Consider the following 17,269-nt stretch of genomic DNA (forward strand, 5'->3'; position numbering starts at 1 on the left):
CGATCAGCCGCCGGCGCGTTTCTGGGCCAGCTCGTCATTGATCTGAGCGTCGACCTGCTTCAGGCCCGCGACCATGTCGGGGATGTTGCCCGCCTGCCACTTCTCCGCGAAGTCGTTGACGGCCTTGAGGTGCGCGTCACCGATCGGGGTCGACGGGTTCGGCAGCAGCTTCCCGCCGTTGTACAGATCGAGGAACGTCTTGAACTCGGGGGTGATCTCGAGCTTCGGGTCGGTCAGCGCGGCCTTGGTGCTCGGCACGTTCTTGAGCCCGTTCGACAGGTCCACCAGGGTGTCGGTGTCGAGCGTGACCTGCTTGATCAGCTCCCACGCGGCGCCGGGGTTCTTGGCGCCCTTGGGGATGGCGATGATCGTGCCCGTGGTGAACGCGCCGCCGTAACGGTCCGGCTTGCTGTCGAGCACCGGCGGGGCCGCGGTGCCGAACTTCAGTTCCGGCGCCTGGTCCTTGATGAACGCGGTGCGGTACTCGCCGTCGATCATCATCGCGAGCTTGCCGCGCTGGAAACCGTGGTCCGCTGAGTACTCCTCGCCGAGACCGGCCTTGAACTGCTCGACCTTGGCGTGACCGCCGTAGAAGTCGACGAGCTGCTTCTGGAAGTCGAACATCGACTTCCATTCGGGGCTGTCGGCCAGGTGCGACTGTCCGTCGGGGCCGAGGTAGCTGGCGCCGAAGTTCGGGGCCCAGTACTGCGCCATGTTGGCGTAGAACGGCATCGACGGCAGGAAGCCGGCGACCTTGATCGAGCCGTCCGGGTTGAACTCGGTCAGCTTCTTGGTGGCCTCGAACAGTTCCGAGGTCGTCTTCGGCGGCGAGGTGACGCCCTTCGCCGCGAACATGTCCTTGTTGTAGTAGAAGCCGTAGACGTCGGCGAGCAGCGGCATGGCGCAGCGCTTGCCCTGGTACTCGGTGTAGCTGCGGACCGCGTCGGGGATCTGCGTCAGGTCGATCTTGTCGCGGTCGATGTAAGGCTTGAGATCTTGGAAGCTGCCCGTGGAACACCAGGCGCCGAGGTTGTCGGTGAAGAACGAGATCGCCACGTCCGGCGGATTGCCACCGCGGATGGACTGGGTGATCTTGTCGTCGTCCTGCTGGCCTTCGTGCTTGATCTCGATGTTCGGGAACTTCGCCTTGAGCTTGTTGAGCCCGGCGGTGACCACGTTGTACTCGCGGTCGGTGAACTTGCTGTAGACGGTCAGCGTGAGCTTCGCGTCCGCGGCGGGTGCGGCCGCCGCGTCACCCGACCCCCCGGCCGGGCCGCTCGCGGCGCCCGAGCAAGCGGACAGCAGTGCGGCGACGCTGACCGCGCCGAGCACTATCGAGCCGCGCCAACGGCGGCCACTTCTCCGAACCTGGGTCGTGGAACTCATGACCCTCCTCCTAATTGGTTGGGGCGGGAGACGGTGGTTCTGTTCGTGAACCCGGGATCGCCGCGGCCTCACCGGGCTCTCCCGCCCCGGACCTGCGAGGGCCGAGGAGTGAAGGGGTGTTGACGCCGAAGACGTCCCTGCGGACGGTGGCGAGCGCGGACTGCAAAGCGCCCTCGCGTACCGCGTTGCCCTGCACCGAAGCGACACCGACCGGCGTGCGCGGCAGGACGAGTTCGTGCAGCCTCGCGGCCACCAGCGCGGCGAAGTCCTCGCCACCGGCACGGCTGGTGTCTCCGGACAGGAGCACGAGTTCGGGATCGACGACCGCGATCAGGCTGGCCGCCCCGCCCGCGACACGGCGGGCCAGGTCGTCGAGGAAGGGTTCGTTGTTGTTCTCGCGGGCTTTCGCGACGGCGTCCGCGCCAGTCTCGGCTTCGATACCGTGCGCAGCGGCCAGTTCGACGACGGCGGGCGACGCGACGAGATCGCCGAAGCGGTCTCCTTCGCGAGGCCTTTCCCCTTGCCTGGCCACGGAAACCGGGTCGGGAACGCGCATCCAGTCGATCTCGCCACCGCCGCCGGTCGCGCCGCGCAGCAGCCGCCGTCCGACCACCACCGCGCCGCCGACACCGTCGCTGAGCCAGATCATCACGAAATCGTGGAGACCGACGGCCTGGCCGACGGACATCTCCACGATCGCGACGAGGTTGACGTCGTTCTCGATGGTGACCTCGACGCCGAGTTCCGCGCTGAGCCTGCTCGGCACGTCGAACCCGAGCCAGCCCGGGATGTGCGGCGCCGAGGACAGCAGGCCGGTGCGGGGATCGAAAGCGCCCTGCGCGCCGATGACGACGTGGCGCAGATCGGTGGCGGCGAGCCCGGCGTCGTTCGCGACCCGGGTGAGCGCCGTGCCGAAGGTGCCGACGACGTCCGCGCCCTCGTGGACCGGCAGCGGCACCTGGTACTCGGCCAGGGTCGCGCCGGTGATGTCGGCGACGACGAAATCGGCCACGTGGGGCGTGAGGTCGACGGCCGCGACGTACGCGACACCGCCGTTGACCTCCCACAACTGGGCTCTCGGCCCACGTCCCCCGCCGCGCACGCCCGCCTTGCTGACGACGTCGTCCTGTTCGAGGCGGGTGAGCAGTTGCGCGGTCGCCGGCTTCGAGAGACCGATGGCGACTTCGAGCTCGGAACGCGTCAGCGGGCCCTCTCGGAGGAGGACCTCGATGGCCGCGCGATCGTTGATCTCGCGCAGCATTCGCGGACTGCCGGCTCGCACCTGGACTCGCTCCCGACTTCGTTAGGAAACTTTACAGACGGTTTCCGGGGACTGTAGTGAGCCGAGCCACAGTCCGTCAACGGGGCAGGGAAACGGGGAGGTAACGCTTGGGTGTCCCGCACAGCGGGTACACGTACCGGTGCGGAGGGTGCACAGGGTCAAGGTGGTCGTCGACAGGCGTGGGCGGGGCGTCCGGGCACGACCAGCCGAGCGAGCGAAGCCGGCTCCTCAGGCAAGTAGTCCTCTGCTTGCGGTCGTTCACGACCTTAAGCGGCATTGCGTTCTCGCGACCTTAATCACTCACGACAACCGAACCAGACTCACGTGACCCGCCGCCTTCCCCCAAGATTCACAAGTCGTCGACTAAATGCGGACGGGGACGTTGGGTAACCGCGTCGCAATCGTGAAATCACCCGCCAGTGTTATTCGCGCCGAGTGGCGATTGCAGAAAATCACGAACACGCGTTCGACAGCTCTTGGTAGAATAGTGATGTGCCCGAGACCGAGGTTCCCGCGCTTTCCGAGCCGCCACTGGAGTTGTGGCGTGCCGGGAAACTGGAACTTGCCCACGGTGTGACCCGCGCCTTGGCTGTCGCGCGTGCGGCGTCTGCCGCGCTGGGCACCTACGTGGCGGAGATCGAGTCCCGTGGCGTGAATGACTTGTACGGGTATGGCAGTACGAAGTCGTGGCTGGCCGATATCGCCCGGATTCCTTCTGGTGACGCGGAGAAGATCGTCAACCGCGCCTTGCTGTTGAACCCCACCCGTGGCCTGGACGGCACTGAGATCCCTGCGTTCGCACCCGCCATCGCCGCGGCGGCCGCAGAGGGTGCGATCGGCGAGCAGCAGGTGGATCAGATCGTCGCGATCCTGAAGAAGATCCCGGTTGAGGTGCCGTCGGAGAAGCGGGAAGGCGCGGAGAAACTCCTCGCCGATCTCGCCCGTGAGGCCGGGCCCAGGGAGATCACGAAGGCCGGTCACAACCTGTTGGCCCATCTGGATCCCGACGGGAATGAACCCCAAGACCCCGACCCGGTCGAGCCTCGGCGTGAACTCACCCTGAGGCGACGACACAAAGACGGATTCTGGGCACTGACCGGCTTGCTGGATGACGAGTTGGGTGCCCGGATGTCGGCGGTGATCGGGGCCTACGCGAAACCACGCCCGGTCGACGAATTCGGCCAAGCAGATCTACGGACCGTGGGGCAACGCCAAGGCGACGCCCTGGCCGACCTCGTCGACCTCGCCACCGCCTGCCCTGATCAGCCCGGCACCAGCGGGTATCGGACCATGGTGCATGTGACCGTGGGTTTCGATGAACTCAAGTCCGGGGTCGGGAAAGCGTGCCTGGACTTCGTGGGTGAGATGACCGCTCGCGAAGCCCGCCTTGCCGCCTGTGACTGTCTACTGCTTCCCGCGGTGCTGAGCGCTGCCGGTGAACCCCTCGACGTGGGTCGGCTCAAACGGCTCATCACGCCGGGACAGCGCCGCGCGTTGAATATTCGCGATTCTGGTTGCGCATTTCCAGGATGCCATCGGGCACCCAAAAATTGCCATGGGCACCATTTGCGGCATTGGGCGGACGGCGGACCCACCGACCTACGCAACCTGTGCCTGCTGTGCCCATTCCACCATCGATTAGTGCACCATGGTGATTGGGAAGTCAGGATAGCCGCCGACGGGCTACCCGAATTCATCCCACCCCAATATTTGGATCCGTTACGAAAACCCCGGCGGAATATCCTGCGCCGCGCTATCGCCTGACCCCACATACCGAGGAGCCCGCCGGCCACACCGGCGACGGGCCCCTCGGCATGTCCCGGTCCGGCCGGCGCCACGACCTACACAGCGATCGACAGTCGAATCCAGGGGCATAGCGATGACCGGGTGGGACAGCGAACGACGCCAGTTGCAGACGGACAGCGCCGGCGACCTGGCCAGGGCGGCTTTGACAAACGTCGTGCGCAAGCACCTGACCAAGGATTGCACTGGCACGCCGAGGGCGAACCTCTCCCCATTCCACGCCAACTGTCCCATCCTCACTGCCCAGTGTCCTGAGTCGTCAATTGGCGTCGTAAGTCTCAGAGCGCTCTGCGGCTTGACTGCGACCGGCTTCCGCAACGTGCGACCTGTCCATAAAGGACGCTCAGTAGCCCGAACCCTCCCCACTCACGACCGACGACGAACTTCAGCCGCCAACTAACGAAGACAGGACACCGAGCCGGATGTCCGTCAGTCCATCAGGAATCGACGGCTTGGCGTTCGATGTCGATGTCCGCGCGGTCCGCGGCCGCCCGGCCCGCTTCCCAGCCGGCCCCGTTGGTGACCGATTGAGAACGGTGAGAAAGGTGGCTGTCACTAAAGAGCTCTTCGAACTTCTCGTCGACCGCCCGCGATCGCGCCGCCAGCACCGGCAACAACCGTTTGTCTTCGACGGGATCATGCGTGCGGGTGACTGCCTCGGTGAGCCGCTCCCCGATCCGAACGGCATAGGCGACCAGGAAGGACTGCCGGAACGAACGGGTACTCGACCTGCCGCTACGACTGATCTGCTTGCCCTCGGCCACCATCGCGCGAGTGGCCTGAACCAGCAAGGACGTGGCCAGCAGCTCAGTGATCTCCAGGTCCATCGCCTCGCCGATCAGCCCGACGAATCCCAGGTGGGTGTAGAACACCGCCCTGCACCGATTCGCCTTGGCGATCACATTGACCAGATGTGATTTGGCCTCGAGATACGGCGCGTCGAGCCACAACCTGCTCGCGCCCGCGGTCTGCTTCCGATGCTCGTCCGCGTCGAGCAACGCGCGCTCGAGCGCGTACCGGTTCATCAGCTCCTGTGCCTTGGCCGAGAAGGCCTCGGCTTCTTCGGGGTATTCCGTGGATTCCGCCTTGGCCAGCAGGCCTCGAACCTTGGCGAGCACCTTGTGGTCGACCCCCTGCGCCGAGGCGGACGCCCGCGCCGAGGCCGAACCCGGCGGCGGCAGAATCTGTGGCAATACTGGCAACTTCAGCAGCACACCGAGCAGCTCGATCACGGTCCGCAGCGCTGGGGCGAGATCCACACCGGCCCGTTCGGCCCACTGCCCCAGATGCGGCTGATCGCGTTCCCACCAGACCTCGCCGGCCAGCCCACGAACCTGTCCGGACCACCGTTCATCCACCGTGGACGGAGCGTATTTCGCCATGTCTTCGGCAAGGCAATCCACCAGCAGGGCGACTACTGGCGCGCTTGCTTCCCTGCGCGTGTGCTCCCAGGCGTCAGCGGGCGTCCAACCCTGCTTCCACGCGTTACTCAGCAAGTCTGCCACGGCTATCCCGGCACCGATGGCCACCGTCCGCGGCCCGGCCACCGGCTCGGCTCCGGCGAGATCTGCCACCGTTCGCTCCGTGAAGTGAGCGGCGGCGCAGTCAGGACCGTGGTCGTGGTGGGAGACCTGCCCGTGGTACGCGGCCTGCGTCAACCCCTCCGCCACCATACCCGCGGTGACCAGCGGCGGGGCCGACGGCGGCACGGTGAACTCGTCGGAGCCGACGTCATACCGGGGCGCCGTGGGACCGCGCGCAGCCCGAGTGCGTTTCTTCGCCGCACGCTTCTGGCGGTTGTTCTTGCCCACGGAAACTCCTTTACTCAGACCCCGGCCCAGGCCGCCAGCATCACGCGGGCGATGGACGAGTTCCCCGGCAACACCAGCCGCCGGGTACCCCCGGCGATCGGGGTCGGCACGGCGCCCACGTTCCGCAGCTGGCTGTTCGCGAACGCGGCCCGCACCTCGTCGCGCGAGACCCAGAAGGCCTCTTCGATCTCACCCTCCGCGGGCACCAGCGGAGCGTCGATGTCGGCGCGCGCGGTGAAGCCGAGCATGATCGACCGCGGGAACGGCCACGGCTGGCTGCCGAGGTAGCGCACGTCGCGCACGTCGACGCCGACCTCTTCGCGGATCTCCCGCTCGACACAGCCTTCCAGCGACTCGCCCGCCTCGACGAAACCGGCGAGGATCGAGTACCGGTCCGGCGGCCAGATCGGCTGGCGGGCCAGCAGGACGTGCTCACCGTCGGCACCGGCGTCGTCGTGCACGAGACAGATCACCGCCGGGTCGGTGCGCGGATACTCCTCACGGCCGCAGCCGGTGCACCTGCTCGCCCAGCCGAGCTGCGTCAGCTCGGTCGGGCTACCGCAGCGCGCGCAGAACTTCGCCTGGCGCCGCCAGTTCCGCAGCGCCTGCGCGGTGGTGAACAGGCCCGCCGACGTGTCGTCGAGCAGGTCGCCGTAGCCGCGCAGATCGACCCAGATCTCGCCTTCATGGCGCGGGACCTCTTCGACGACGCCCCAGCTGCCCGCCATCTCGACGGTCTCGGTCTCCCCGGCGGGGCGGCCGGGCAGCGACCAGAAGTCGGTGCCCTGCCACTCCCCCAGGAATACCGCGTCGGCGGGCGGCTCGGTGCCGAAGTCCTGCGTCTTGCGGGTCGCCAGCGTGCCCGAACCCTCCACCACAGGGGTCCGCGCGTGCTCGTCGAGTAGCACGACACGGGCGTCGGGCCAGCGGGAGACCAGCCTGTCCGGGTTGGTGCGCAAGGATTCCTGACGGTCCGCCGTGGAGCGCGAAAGCGTCGGGAGCGCCCCCAACCCGAACGGCTGATCCATCAGGCGGGCTCCCCGACGGTCACGTCGCCCAGTGCCCGCAGCTTCGGCGCGAGGACGTCGGCGTCACCGATGACGACCCCGGTGAACCGCTGCGGCGCGAAGAACTTCAGCGCGGCGGCGGCCACGTCCTCGACGGTGACCGCGGCGAGCCGCGCCGGGTGCTCGGCGAGCCATTCGGCCCCGAGCCCGGTCGCGGCGAGCGCGGTCAGCTGGGCGGCCAGCCCGGCCTGCGACGACGCCGCCGTCACGAGCGAACCGATCGCGTACTGCCGCACCGACTCGACCTCTTCGGCCGTCGGCGGCACGAGGCCGAGCCGGGCCAGTTCGTACCGCGTCTCCAGGAGCGCGGCGGCGGTCGCGTCGGTCGCGGTGTCCGCGTCGACGTTCACCACGGCGGCGCCGTCGGTGAACTCGAACCCGGAGTGCGCGCTGTAGGTGTAACCCTTGTCCTCACGGATGTTCTCGACCAGCCGTGAGGAGAAGTACCCGCCGTACGCGAGGTTCGCCAGCTGCAGCGCGGCGTACTGCGGGTCCGTGCGGGAAACGGCCTGCGCGGACAGCCGGATCTGCGACTGCACCGCACCGGTGCGCGGCACCAGCAGGACGTCGCCGCCGGTGAGCTCGGGCAGTTCGGGCAGGCGGACGGCGGACCGCTCCGATGCCCAGCCGCCGAGTGCCTTCTCCAGGTCGCCGATGACGGTGTCCGGGTCGATGTCGCCGACGATCACCAGCACGGAACCGCGCGGCAGCACCGAAGCCTGGTGCAGGGCACGCACCTGCTCCGGCGTCACGACGGCCACGTCCTCGGCCTTCGGGACCTCGCGCGTTACCGGGTGGTCGCCGTAGCGGTGCTTCTGCAGCGCCTCACGGGCGATCGTCCGCGGCTGGGTGCGCGAGACGGCGATCCGCTCGATCAGCCGCTCGCGTTCCCGCTCGACCTCGGCGTCGGCGTAGGTCGCGCCGGTGAGCGCGTCGGCGAGGACGTCGAGCATCGTCGGCAGGCCCTCGGCCAGCGCGGTACCCATGACGATCAGCCGTTCCGGATCGACACCGGCGGACAGGTCACCGCCGATCAGCGCGAGGTCGGCGTCGATCTCGATGCGGTCACGGCGGGCCGTGCCGGTGAGCAGCGTCTCGGCCAGCACCTCGGCGGTGGCCGGGTGCAGGGCGTCCTCGCCGGCGAACGGGATCCACACCCGCAGCTCGACCAGCGGCACGGTGGCCTTCTGGACGGCGAGCACCCGCAGCCCGTTGGTCAGCGTGGTGTCCACATGGGACAGTTCGGCGGCGGCGCGCTGCTTCCCCAGCGGCGGGACCGGACGCGGCCCGGTGGCCGTGCGGCCGATCTCCTCGGCGGTGCGGTGCGGTGCGCTCACTGCTCGGTACCTTCCTGCTCGGATTCGACACTGCCGCCGGGGCGGATGACGAGGACCGCGCGCGAATCCGGGCGCAGCGCCTTCGCCGCCGCCGAGACGGCTTCCCCGGTGACCGCCGACATCTTCTCGGCCAGCCGGTACACCAGCGACGCGTCGCCGTACAGCAGCTCGAACGAGCCGAGGGCGAGCGTGCGCGAAACCAGCTTGTCGTGCTCGGAGTGCAGGCTCGCGGCCCAGCGCGCGGTGACCTTCTTGAGTTCCTGGTCCTCCGGCGGCGTGGCCGCCAGCTTCTCCAGTTCGTCGTCCAGCGCGGCGAGGACCTGTTCGGTGCTCACGTCCGGCGGGTGAATCGCGGTGATGGTGAACGTGTCCGGGTCGCGCGCCTCGAACGGGCCGAACAGCCCGGCGCCGGCGCCGATGTCGACGACCAGCGGCTCGCGGTGCACCAGGCGCTGCTGCAGCCGGGAGCCGTCGCCGTCGGTCAGCACGCCGGCGAGCACGAGGTTCGCCAGGTAGCCGTCGAGGTCGTTGATCGGGTCCGGCATGCGGTAGCCGACGCCGACCGCGGGCAGCGGGGCGTGCGGGTCGACCTCCTCGCCGCGCAGCTCGCCCTCGGGGGCGGGCTCGGCGAACGAGGGACGCTCGGGCGCGGGCCGGTACGGGACGTCGCCGAAGTGCTTCTCGATCAGTTCGCGGGCTTCGGCCTCGGTGAAGTCACCGGCGACGGTCAGCACCGCGTTCGCGGGCGAGTAGTAGGTGTCGAAGAAGGCCGCGCAGTCGTCCAGGGTGGCCTGTTCGAGGTCCTCGAAACCGCCGTAACCGTTGTGCGCGTTGGGGAACGTGGAGTACAGCACCGGCGGGAGCAGGATCCACGGGAACCCGCCGTACGGCCGGTTCAGCACGTTGAGGCGGATCTCCTCCTTGACCACGTCGATCTGGTTGGCGAGGTTCTCCTGCGTCAGCTTCGGCGCCCGCATCCTGTCCGCTTCGAGGAACAGGGCTCGCTCGAGTGCCGCCGCGGGGAGTACCTCGAAGTAGTCCGTGTAGTCCGGATGGGTGGAGCCGTTGAAGCTGCCACCACTCGATTGGACGTGCCGGAAGTGTGCGAGCTTCTCCAGACTCTCGCTCCCCTGGAACATCAAATGCTCGAAGAGGTGCGCGAAACCGGTGCGCCCTTCGGGCTCGGAACGGAAGCCCACGTCGTAGTGGACGCTGACACCCACCACCGGAGCGGTCGCGTCGGGCGCGAGCACCACGCGCAGACCGTTGTCGAGGGTGAATCGGACAAGCTCGGGATCGGCCATGTGCACCACCCTACGGGCTAGTCAGGCCTTCAGGCGACGACCCTGTCGGGTCGCGGCGAAGGTTCCCACGAGCGCGGCCGTGAACTCGCTCACGCGCGCGATATCCGCTTCTCGCGCGGATTCGACGCCGTACCAGTAGATCTTGGGCGGGCCCTTCAACGCGGCGAAGGTGCCGGTCCAGTGTTCTTGTTCGCCCAGAGCGAGCGCGTAGGGCAGGGCCCGCGAAAGGAGCACCTCGCGTTCGAGCTTCGGGACGGCCGTCGCCTTGGTCTCCAGCAGCGCGTCGCGGACGCCGAGCAGCCGCCGGTGCAGTCCGACGCCGGTACCGGTGCGCGCCGGAAGGCCGCGTGCCGCGACGGCGAGCACCGCGCCCGCGGCGATGACGATCAGGCCGAGCTGCGCGAAGCCGACGGTCAGGGCCAGCAGCACGGTGAGGAAGAGGCCGTAGAAGCAGACGCGCAGGCCGACGCGGGCGAGCCTGCCGACCTGCTGGTCAGGCCGACGCGAGTACCAGCGGCGTTCGACGACGCCGTCGTACAGCACACCGCGCACCGCCTCGATCCCGACCTGCGCCGCCTGGATCTCCGACAGGAGCACCGACTCCCGCTCGTCCGGCAGCAGGGCGTCGAACACCGCGCGCTCGAAGGCGGTGAGCTGCTCGTCCGGCGGATTGCGGCGGACGAGCCGCCAAGCGATCAGCTCGCCGGGTTCTTCGCTCACCCACAGGTAGTTCCGGACCGCCAGATCGACGACCGTCGCCGCCAGGTCGACGGCGTCGGCACGACCCGAAAGGACGGTGCCGACCTGTCCCGGCAGCACGCCGTCGGGTGACGCCAACGCGGCCTTGTCGTCCTTCCCGGTGAGCAGCCGGACCGGGAGTGCGCCGCCCGGGTGCTTGTCCCGTCGTCGCAGCAAGGCCAGTGCCACGGCGCCCAAGATCACCGCGAGCGCGAAGCCGCCCCAGGCCCAGCCGACCGGCGCGGTGAGCACGAAGGCGCCCGCGAAGGTCTTCGACGGCTCCCGCCGCGCGTTCGCCGGGACGGTGCCGCCGGGCAGCTCGACCGAGATCTCCATGCGCTGGTCCGCGGGAAGGTTCTGCTGGCTGAACCGGGTCAGGCCGGAATGGGCGATCTGCGCGGTGCCGCAATGCGTTTCGGTGCCTTCGGGGCCGGCGTAGCAGGTGACGGCGTTCGGGATCACCGGCGCGGCGAAGCTCGCCCGCACGAGTTCGAGCCGGGTGTCCCAGCCGCCCGCGAGCTGCCAGCCGACCCGCAGCAGGCCGTCGGCTTCGGCGACCGCACCGTCCACTGTGTACCGAACGACCGACGTGCCACCCTTGAGCCGGATGATGAATTCGTCGTCGGTGAGCTCGGAGTTGCCCGCGCCTTCGATGACGACGTCGCGGATACCGATGATCCGGTCGCGGTCTCGCGGCGCGGCCGTCCGCAGCGGGATGCGGCGGGTCATCGTCGCCTCGCTCGGCACGGACACCGCCTCGACGACCGACAGGGCGCCGTCGCGTTCCACCTTCAGCGAGATCTCCGCGCTGTCGGGCAACGCGGGCAGCGGCGGCTGCTCCTGCGCTCCCGCCGGTGGTGCGGCGAGTAGCAGCAGGAGCAGCGCCGCCAGTACGCCCTTCACGTCAGACGGGAACCGGCTCGGGGCGGATCGAGCGCAGGTGCCCGGATTCGGCGAGCAGACCGTCCAAAGCGGACAGGAAAGACGGCAGGCGCGCGGCGAACCGGCGGAGATCCCGGTCGCCTTCGAGCCCGCCGAACCAGTACAGCCCGGCCGAACCGTCCGCCGAGGGGTCGAGCCCCTCGAAGGTCCTGAGCCAGTGCTCGGTGTCGCCCAGCACGATCGCGTAAGGCAACGATCGGGAGAACACCATTTCCCGGTCCGCCAAGGGAATGTCGGTGGCCTTGACCGTGTGCAGGTAGTCGAGCAGCCCGCGCACCTGGCCGACCAGGCGCCTGCCGCGCGAATTCCGCGGCGGCACCCACGACGCGCCCAGCAGCGCGGTGGCCCCGGCGAGCGCGACCGCGATACCCAGCAACGCGTGGCCGGCGGTGAAGGTGAGCACCACGGTGCCCACCAGGCCGAGCGCGACCAGGCCGAGACCCGCCCAGGTGAGCTTGCTCCTGCCCTTGTCCGGACGGCGCGAGAACCAGCCCCGGCGCACGACGTCGTCGTACATCGCCTCACCGGCGACGCGGAGATCGACCGTGCCACGGCCGCGAAGTTCCGAGAGCAGCACGGAATCGGTGCCCTCAGGGAGGATCGCGCCGTAGATCTCGCGCTCGAACGCGGCCAGGTGCCCGTCCGGCGCGTTGCGGCGGGCGATCTGCCAGTCGACGGTGCCGGCGCCGCGAACCTCGGCGATCCAAAGGTAGTTGCGGACCGCGAGGTCGACGACCGTGCCGCTGACGTCCACGACGTCGACGGTCTCGTCGACGACCGTGCCGACCTGGCCGGGCAGGACGCCGTCCGGCGAGGCGAAGGAAACGCGATCGCCGTCACGCATGAGGACGTCGACCGGGCCGGCGCCCGCGGTCAGCGCACCCTTGTCACGCCTGCGCAGCAACCAGATCGCGAGCGCGCCGAGGATCAGGATCAGGGCCAGCGCACCGAATCCGAGACCGGTCAGCGTGGTGAGGGCGAACGCGCCGCCGACCGAAGCGATCTGCTCGAAGCGCGCGTTCGCGGGCACGGTGCCCGCCGGGAGCTGGACGGCGAGATCGACCCGTTCGCCCGCCGGGAGCTTGTCCTGTTCGATCCGGACGACGCCGCTGTGGTCGGTCTCGGAAAGCGAACACTGCCTGTCCGACCCGATCGGCCCGGCGAAACAGTCCACTGTGGGCATTTCCCGCGTCGGCGAGCTGAACGAAGCGGAGACCCGGGACAGTTCGCCGTCCCATCCGCTCGCGACCTGCCAGCGCACCTGCTGCCCGCCATTGATATCGGCGACCGATCCGTCCACTTTGTACTTGAGAGTGGACTCGCCACCGTCGAACGTGGCGACCAGTTGCTCGCCTGTCAGCTCGGCCTTGCCCGCGCCTTCGACCGCCGCGTCACGGATCCCGTAGACACGGTCCTGCCCGTCACCGGCGGGAACACGCAACGGAATCCGGCGCACCAGGTGCTGTCCACCTGGGACGGTCACCTTCTCGGTGATCGACAGCGAACCGTCGCGTTCCACCTTCACCGCGACGTTCGCCGCCGCGCCGGCGGGCGGCTGCAGCAGGCCGAGTTCACCGCGCACACCGAGCTGTGACGGCTTCGGCAGCTGCGGTGCGTTGGTCAGCGAAGGGCCCGCTCCGGGCGCTTCCGGAACGTTCGAACCGGTCGGCGGAGCCAGCAATGCCGAGCTCGCCGCGACGGCCACGACCGCCGCCCCCCATTTCGTCAACACAGCCACACACTCTAGGGCAGCCGATCTATGCTGACCGCCGAAACGCCGAAACCGCTACCTGGGTGAACGGCGTTGCCGACCGCATGGGGGATCCACTCGATGAACCAGCAGCCGCCCGGCCCGCCTGATCCGCGGCGCCGGCCGACTCCGCCACCGCGGCCGCCGCAAGGTGGCCGTCCACTTCCTCCTCCCGGCGCGCGCCCGCTGCCGCCGCGCGGTGGCCCGCAGGGCAGGCCGCCGGTGCCACCGGTGCCGCCGCCGAACCGGCCGGGTCCCGGTGGTGGCCCGGTTCCGGGTCGGCCGCCGGGCCCGATTTCCCAGCCGACTCCGATGCCGCCGCCGTTCCGGCCGGGGCCGCCGAGCGGCGGGATGCCGTTGCCTCCACCGGGTGCCGCACCGCTTCCGCCCCCGATGATCGGCGCGCCGATGCCGTTCCATCCCGGCGCGGTCGGACCGCCGCAGTTGCCCTACGGCCCGCGTTTCACTCAGCCCGCGTTCGCCCCGTACGGCGGATATCGCGCGAAGAAGTCGAACGGCGGTGTGATCGCGGCCGTCGCGATCGTCGCGGTGATGGCCGTGATGGGCGGGCTGATCATGGTCATCGCCATCGCGAACAGCGGTTCACGTCAGGTCGCGGACGCCGGATACTCGACGCCGTATACGACGTCTTCTTCGGACGACACGGCGACCACGTCCAGCGAGACCTCGACGACCACGACCACCTCTTCGCGTGATTCGAGCGCCACGCGGGAGACGTCGGCCGGCTCGACCCGTTCGGCCTCGACCAGCCGGGCCCCGTCCGGCCCGCAACCGCAGCACAAACTCGCGGACAACCCGTTGTGGCTCAACTCCGACGTCGGCCTGCCGAACCAGGCCTGCAATCTTTCGCGCTGGGCCAATAATCCGAACTCGTCGGCGGCGTTCTTCGACAGCGCGCGGCCCTGCCTGGACAACGTCTGGCAGCAGGTCATGAAGTACTCGAACCTGCCGTTCCGGGTGCCGACCGTGAAGTACCCGTCGGGCAAGAACTGGTCGAGCCCGTGCGGTGACGCCAGCAAGGGCTGGGCGGCGTTCTACTGCTCGCAGAACGAGACGCTGTACATGCCTTACGAAGGCCTGCAGGTCGACCAATACGGCAACAAGCCCGGCGTCTACCTCGCGGTCTTCGCGCACGAGTACGCGCATCACATCCAAGCGCTCTCAGGGATCTCGGAGGCGTACTGGGACGCGCGGTACGAGGCGGGTACCGACTCCGCCGCGGGTCTGGAGATGTCGCGGCGCAACGAACTTTCGGCGCAGTGTCTGTCCGGGACGTTCCTGGGGTCGACGGTGGGTCGCGGCGGGTCGGTCGACCAGTCGATGTACCGCGACGCCTGGGGATCGCAGGACCGCGGTGACCACAACGGCGGCCCGCGCGACCACGGCTCCGACGCGCACGCGGTCTCGTGGTGGCAGCACGGGGCGCAGAAGAACCGGATGGCGCAGTGCAACACGTGGGCGGCGAACTCCTCCGACGTGTCCTGACCCCCACTGCCGAAATTAGTCCTCTACTTGCGGCAGTGGGTGACGTCAGCCTGGCGGGGCGAAGGGGTTCTCGGGCACCGGCTCCGGCGGAGCGACCGGCGCGGGCGGGGCCGCCTGTGGGTAATACGGCTGCGGGTACTGGGGCTGGGAGATCGGCTGCGTGTGCTGAGTCGGCGGCCCTTGATGGACGGACGGGGCGTACTGAGGCTGCGGGGGTAGCAGCTTCGCGTGGTCCCGCTGCCTTCGCTCCGCCAGCACCGCGGACAGGTACGCCCACGAAGGCACCCCGGGCGGCACCGGCGCCCCGATCGCCGCCGCGACCTGCTGCGCGAGCCCGTACCCGAGGGCTTCGGCCGCTTCGGGGCGAAGCTCGCTCGTACGGCCCAGGTACTGGCGGACGGCCAGCGCGAGGTCGTTCGGCAGCCGGGTCAGGTCCAGCTGCGAAGCCCAGTACGCCAGCTGGGGCGGCATCCCGACGTACGGCGTCCGGGCGGCGGGGACGCGTTCGCGGATCACCAGGGTGCCCGCGAGATAGTCGCCGACGCGGCGGCCGTTGGGCGACAGCAGTGACGTGACCACCGCGACGGCGCCGAGCAGGCCGAGCGCCCAGAAGTCGACGAAGAATCCGGCGAGCCCGCGGACCAGCGCGTGCCGGAACCGGACCGGGCCGCCGTCGGTGCGGACCACCCGCAGGCCCAGCGCCATTTTGCCGAGCGTGCGGCCTCGGCTCAGGGTCTCGCAGATCACCGGGTAACCGACCATGATCAGCACGAGGGTCACCAGGAACAGGGTCAGCGCCAGCGCCTCGTCCCCGAACGCGGCGACCTGGCTCAGGACGATCATGGCGATGAACAGGACGATCAGCTGGAGCACGACGTCGACCAGCATGGCGAGCCCTCGGCTGGCCAGTTTCGCCGCGCGCACGTCCAGGACGACGGCCTCGCCGGTGACGAGTTCGGACTCTTGTTCCACCCGGCAAGCGTAGTGACGAATAGGCTGGGCGACCAAGGACGATCGCCGGGAGGGGCTCCGAGTTGGACGTGGACGTGTTCGTCGCCGCGCACCAGGCCGAATGGAACCGGCTGCGCGACCTCGTCGGCCGCTCGGGGAAGCTGAGCGGCCCCGACGCCGACGAGCTGGTGACGTTGTACCAGCGTGTCGCGACGCACCTTTCGATCATCCGGTCGGTCGCGCCCGACCCCACACTCGTCGCGCAGCTGTCCGGCCTGGTCGCGAAGGCCCGATCGGCCGTCACCGGCTCGCACAGCCCCGCCTGGCGTGAGGTCGGCCTGTTCTTCACCCAGCGGTTCCCCGCGGCGCTGTATCTGAGCAGGCGCTGGTGGCTGGCCTCGGCGGCGGCGTCGATCGCGGTGATGGCGATCGCGGCGGTCTGGATCGCCGGCGACCCGCAGGTGCTCGCGTCGCTGGCGTCGCCCGAGGAGTTCAAGGAGCTGACCGCGCCGGGCGGCAAGTACGAGACGTACTACTCGTCCGACCCGGCGGGCTCCTTCGCCGCGCGGGTGTGGACCAACAACGCCTGGGTGGCCGCGACCTGCCTGTTCCTCGGCGTGGTGCTCGGGCTGCCGGTGATCTACGCGCTCTGGGCGAACTCGCTGAACCTGGCGATCGGCGCGGCGCTGATGTCGTCGGCCGGACGGCTCGACGTGTTCTTCGGCCTGATCCTGCCGCACGGCCTGCTGGAGCTGACCGCGGTGTTCGTCGCGGCCGGGACGGGCCTGAAGCTCGGCTGGACGGTCGTCGACCCGGGACGCCGTTCCCGGACGGCGGCGCTCGGCGAGCAGGGCCGGTCGGTCGTGGTGATGGCGCTGGGGCTGACCGTCGTACTGCTGATCTCCGGCGTGATCGAGGGCTTCGTGACACCGTCAGGGCTGCCGACCTGGGCACGGATCACGATCGGCGTAGTCGCCGAAGTGGCCTTCCTGCTCTACGTGTTCGTAGTCGGGCGTCGCGCCGCGAAGGCGGGCGAAGTGGGCGACGTCGATTGGCGTTATGCGGGCGATTCACGCCCGGAGGCCGGCTGACCTGCGAAAAGAGAGCAAGGGACCTTTGCTACCGCTTGCTCAGGTGCAGCCGTTGGCGGCGCGTGAAGGCCCCCTTCCCTCGGCTCAGCCGAAGAAACTCGACCTTCACGTACTTCCGCAGCTCACGACCGAGGCCAGCGGACCGTTCCTGGCTCGTGAGTGATTTGGGTCGTTAGAACGACCTGTCATGTTTCAGGACTTCGTGAACGGTTATGTCTCACGACTTCGTGAACAGTTTTGGTTGTTCAGTCCTTGGTAGCGTACTGATCTGTCGAGGGTGAGGTCGCGGGCGAGTGTGTCG

The 17,269-nt window shown here is 69.1% G+C and carries 12 protein-coding genes; 3 read left to right on the top strand and 9 right to left on the bottom strand.

Features of this window, described 5'->3' with window-relative positions; translation table 11 throughout:
• Positions 1-3: 3 nt before the first annotated feature.
• Positions 4-1,386, bottom strand: coding sequence for an extracellular solute-binding protein (locus ACLJRL_RS39300; protein WP_410661488.1), 1,383 nt, complete (start codon positions 1,384-1,386; stop codon positions 4-6).
• A gap of 10 nt (positions 1,387-1,396) precedes the next feature.
• On the bottom strand, positions 1,397-2,647 hold the full coding sequence (locus tag ACLJRL_RS39305) for an ROK family transcriptional regulator (RefSeq protein ID WP_410661501.1): 1,251 nt from the start codon (positions 2,645-2,647) through the stop codon (positions 1,397-1,399).
• Between the two features lie 513 nt (positions 2,648-3,160).
• On the opposite strand from ACLJRL_RS39305, the gene ACLJRL_RS39310 reads away from it, so the two are divergent.
• Positions 3,161-4,432, top strand: coding sequence for a DUF222 domain-containing protein (locus ACLJRL_RS39310; protein WP_410661489.1), 1,272 nt, complete (start codon positions 3,161-3,163; stop codon positions 4,430-4,432).
• 476 nt (positions 4,433-4,908) lie between these two features.
• Here ACLJRL_RS39310 and ACLJRL_RS39315 read toward each other — a convergent pair whose 3' ends face one another.
• The 6 genes from ACLJRL_RS39315 to ACLJRL_RS39340 are packed head-to-tail and all read right to left on the bottom strand — an operon-like array spanning position 4,909 to position 13,402.
• Positions 4,909-6,282 carry a DUF2786 domain-containing protein gene (locus ACLJRL_RS39315; protein ID WP_410661490.1) on the bottom strand — a complete coding sequence of 458 codons (1,374 nt, stop codon included), beginning with the start codon at positions 6,280-6,282 and terminating at the stop codon, positions 4,909-4,911.
• 14 nt (positions 6,283-6,296) lie between these two features.
• The gene (gene nudC, locus ACLJRL_RS39320; protein WP_410661491.1) at positions 6,297-7,310 is read right to left on the bottom strand and encodes an NAD(+) diphosphatase; all 1,014 of its coding nucleotides are present in this window, start codon (positions 7,308-7,310) and stop codon (positions 6,297-6,299) included.
• Positions 7,310-8,686: a M16 family metallopeptidase gene (locus ACLJRL_RS39325; protein WP_410661492.1), complete on the bottom strand. Its 1,377-nt coding sequence runs from the start codon at positions 8,684-8,686 to the stop codon at positions 7,310-7,312. The genes nudC and ACLJRL_RS39325 overlap by 1 nt, the downstream gene beginning before the upstream one ends.
• The gene (locus ACLJRL_RS39330) at positions 8,683-9,990 is read right to left on the bottom strand and encodes a M16 family metallopeptidase (RefSeq protein ID WP_410661493.1); all 1,308 of its coding nucleotides are present in this window, start codon (positions 9,988-9,990) and stop codon (positions 8,683-8,685) included. The genes ACLJRL_RS39325 and ACLJRL_RS39330 overlap by 4 nt, the downstream gene beginning before the upstream one ends.
• A 21-nt stretch (positions 9,991-10,011) precedes the next feature.
• Positions 10,012-11,631: a DUF2207 family protein gene (locus tag ACLJRL_RS39335; protein ID WP_410661494.1), complete on the bottom strand. Its 1,620-nt coding sequence runs from the start codon at positions 11,629-11,631 to the stop codon at positions 10,012-10,014.
• Between the two features lies 1 nt (position 11,632).
• Positions 11,633-13,402 (bottom strand): DUF2207 domain-containing protein, encoded by a 1,770-nt coding sequence (locus ACLJRL_RS39340; RefSeq protein ID WP_410661495.1) that lies wholly within the window; start codon positions 13,400-13,402, stop codon positions 11,633-11,635.
• 249 nt (positions 13,403-13,651) lie between these two features.
• Between ACLJRL_RS39340 and ACLJRL_RS39345 the strand changes: the two genes are divergently transcribed.
• Positions 13,652-14,926: a neutral zinc metallopeptidase gene (locus ACLJRL_RS39345; protein ID WP_410661502.1), complete on the top strand. Its 1,275-nt coding sequence runs from the start codon at positions 13,652-13,654 to the stop codon at positions 14,924-14,926.
• Positions 14,927-14,971: 45 nt separating this feature from the next.
• Here ACLJRL_RS39345 and ACLJRL_RS39350 read toward each other — a convergent pair whose 3' ends face one another.
• Positions 14,972-15,898, bottom strand: coding sequence for an RDD family protein (locus ACLJRL_RS39350; RefSeq protein WP_410661496.1), 927 nt, complete (start codon positions 15,896-15,898; stop codon positions 14,972-14,974).
• 62 nt (positions 15,899-15,960) lie between these two features.
• Here ACLJRL_RS39350 and ACLJRL_RS39355 point away from each other — a divergent pair, with 62 nt between their 5' ends.
• Entirely contained in the window at positions 15,961-16,968 is a 1,008-nt protein-coding gene (locus ACLJRL_RS39355) for a stage II sporulation protein M (RefSeq protein ID WP_410661497.1), read from the top strand.
• Positions 16,969-17,269: the final 301 nt, after the last annotated feature.

The organism is Amycolatopsis sp. lyj-112 (assembly GCF_046549055.1).
In the GTDB taxonomy this organism is placed as follows: Bacteria; Actinomycetota; Actinomycetes; order Mycobacteriales; family Pseudonocardiaceae; genus Amycolatopsis.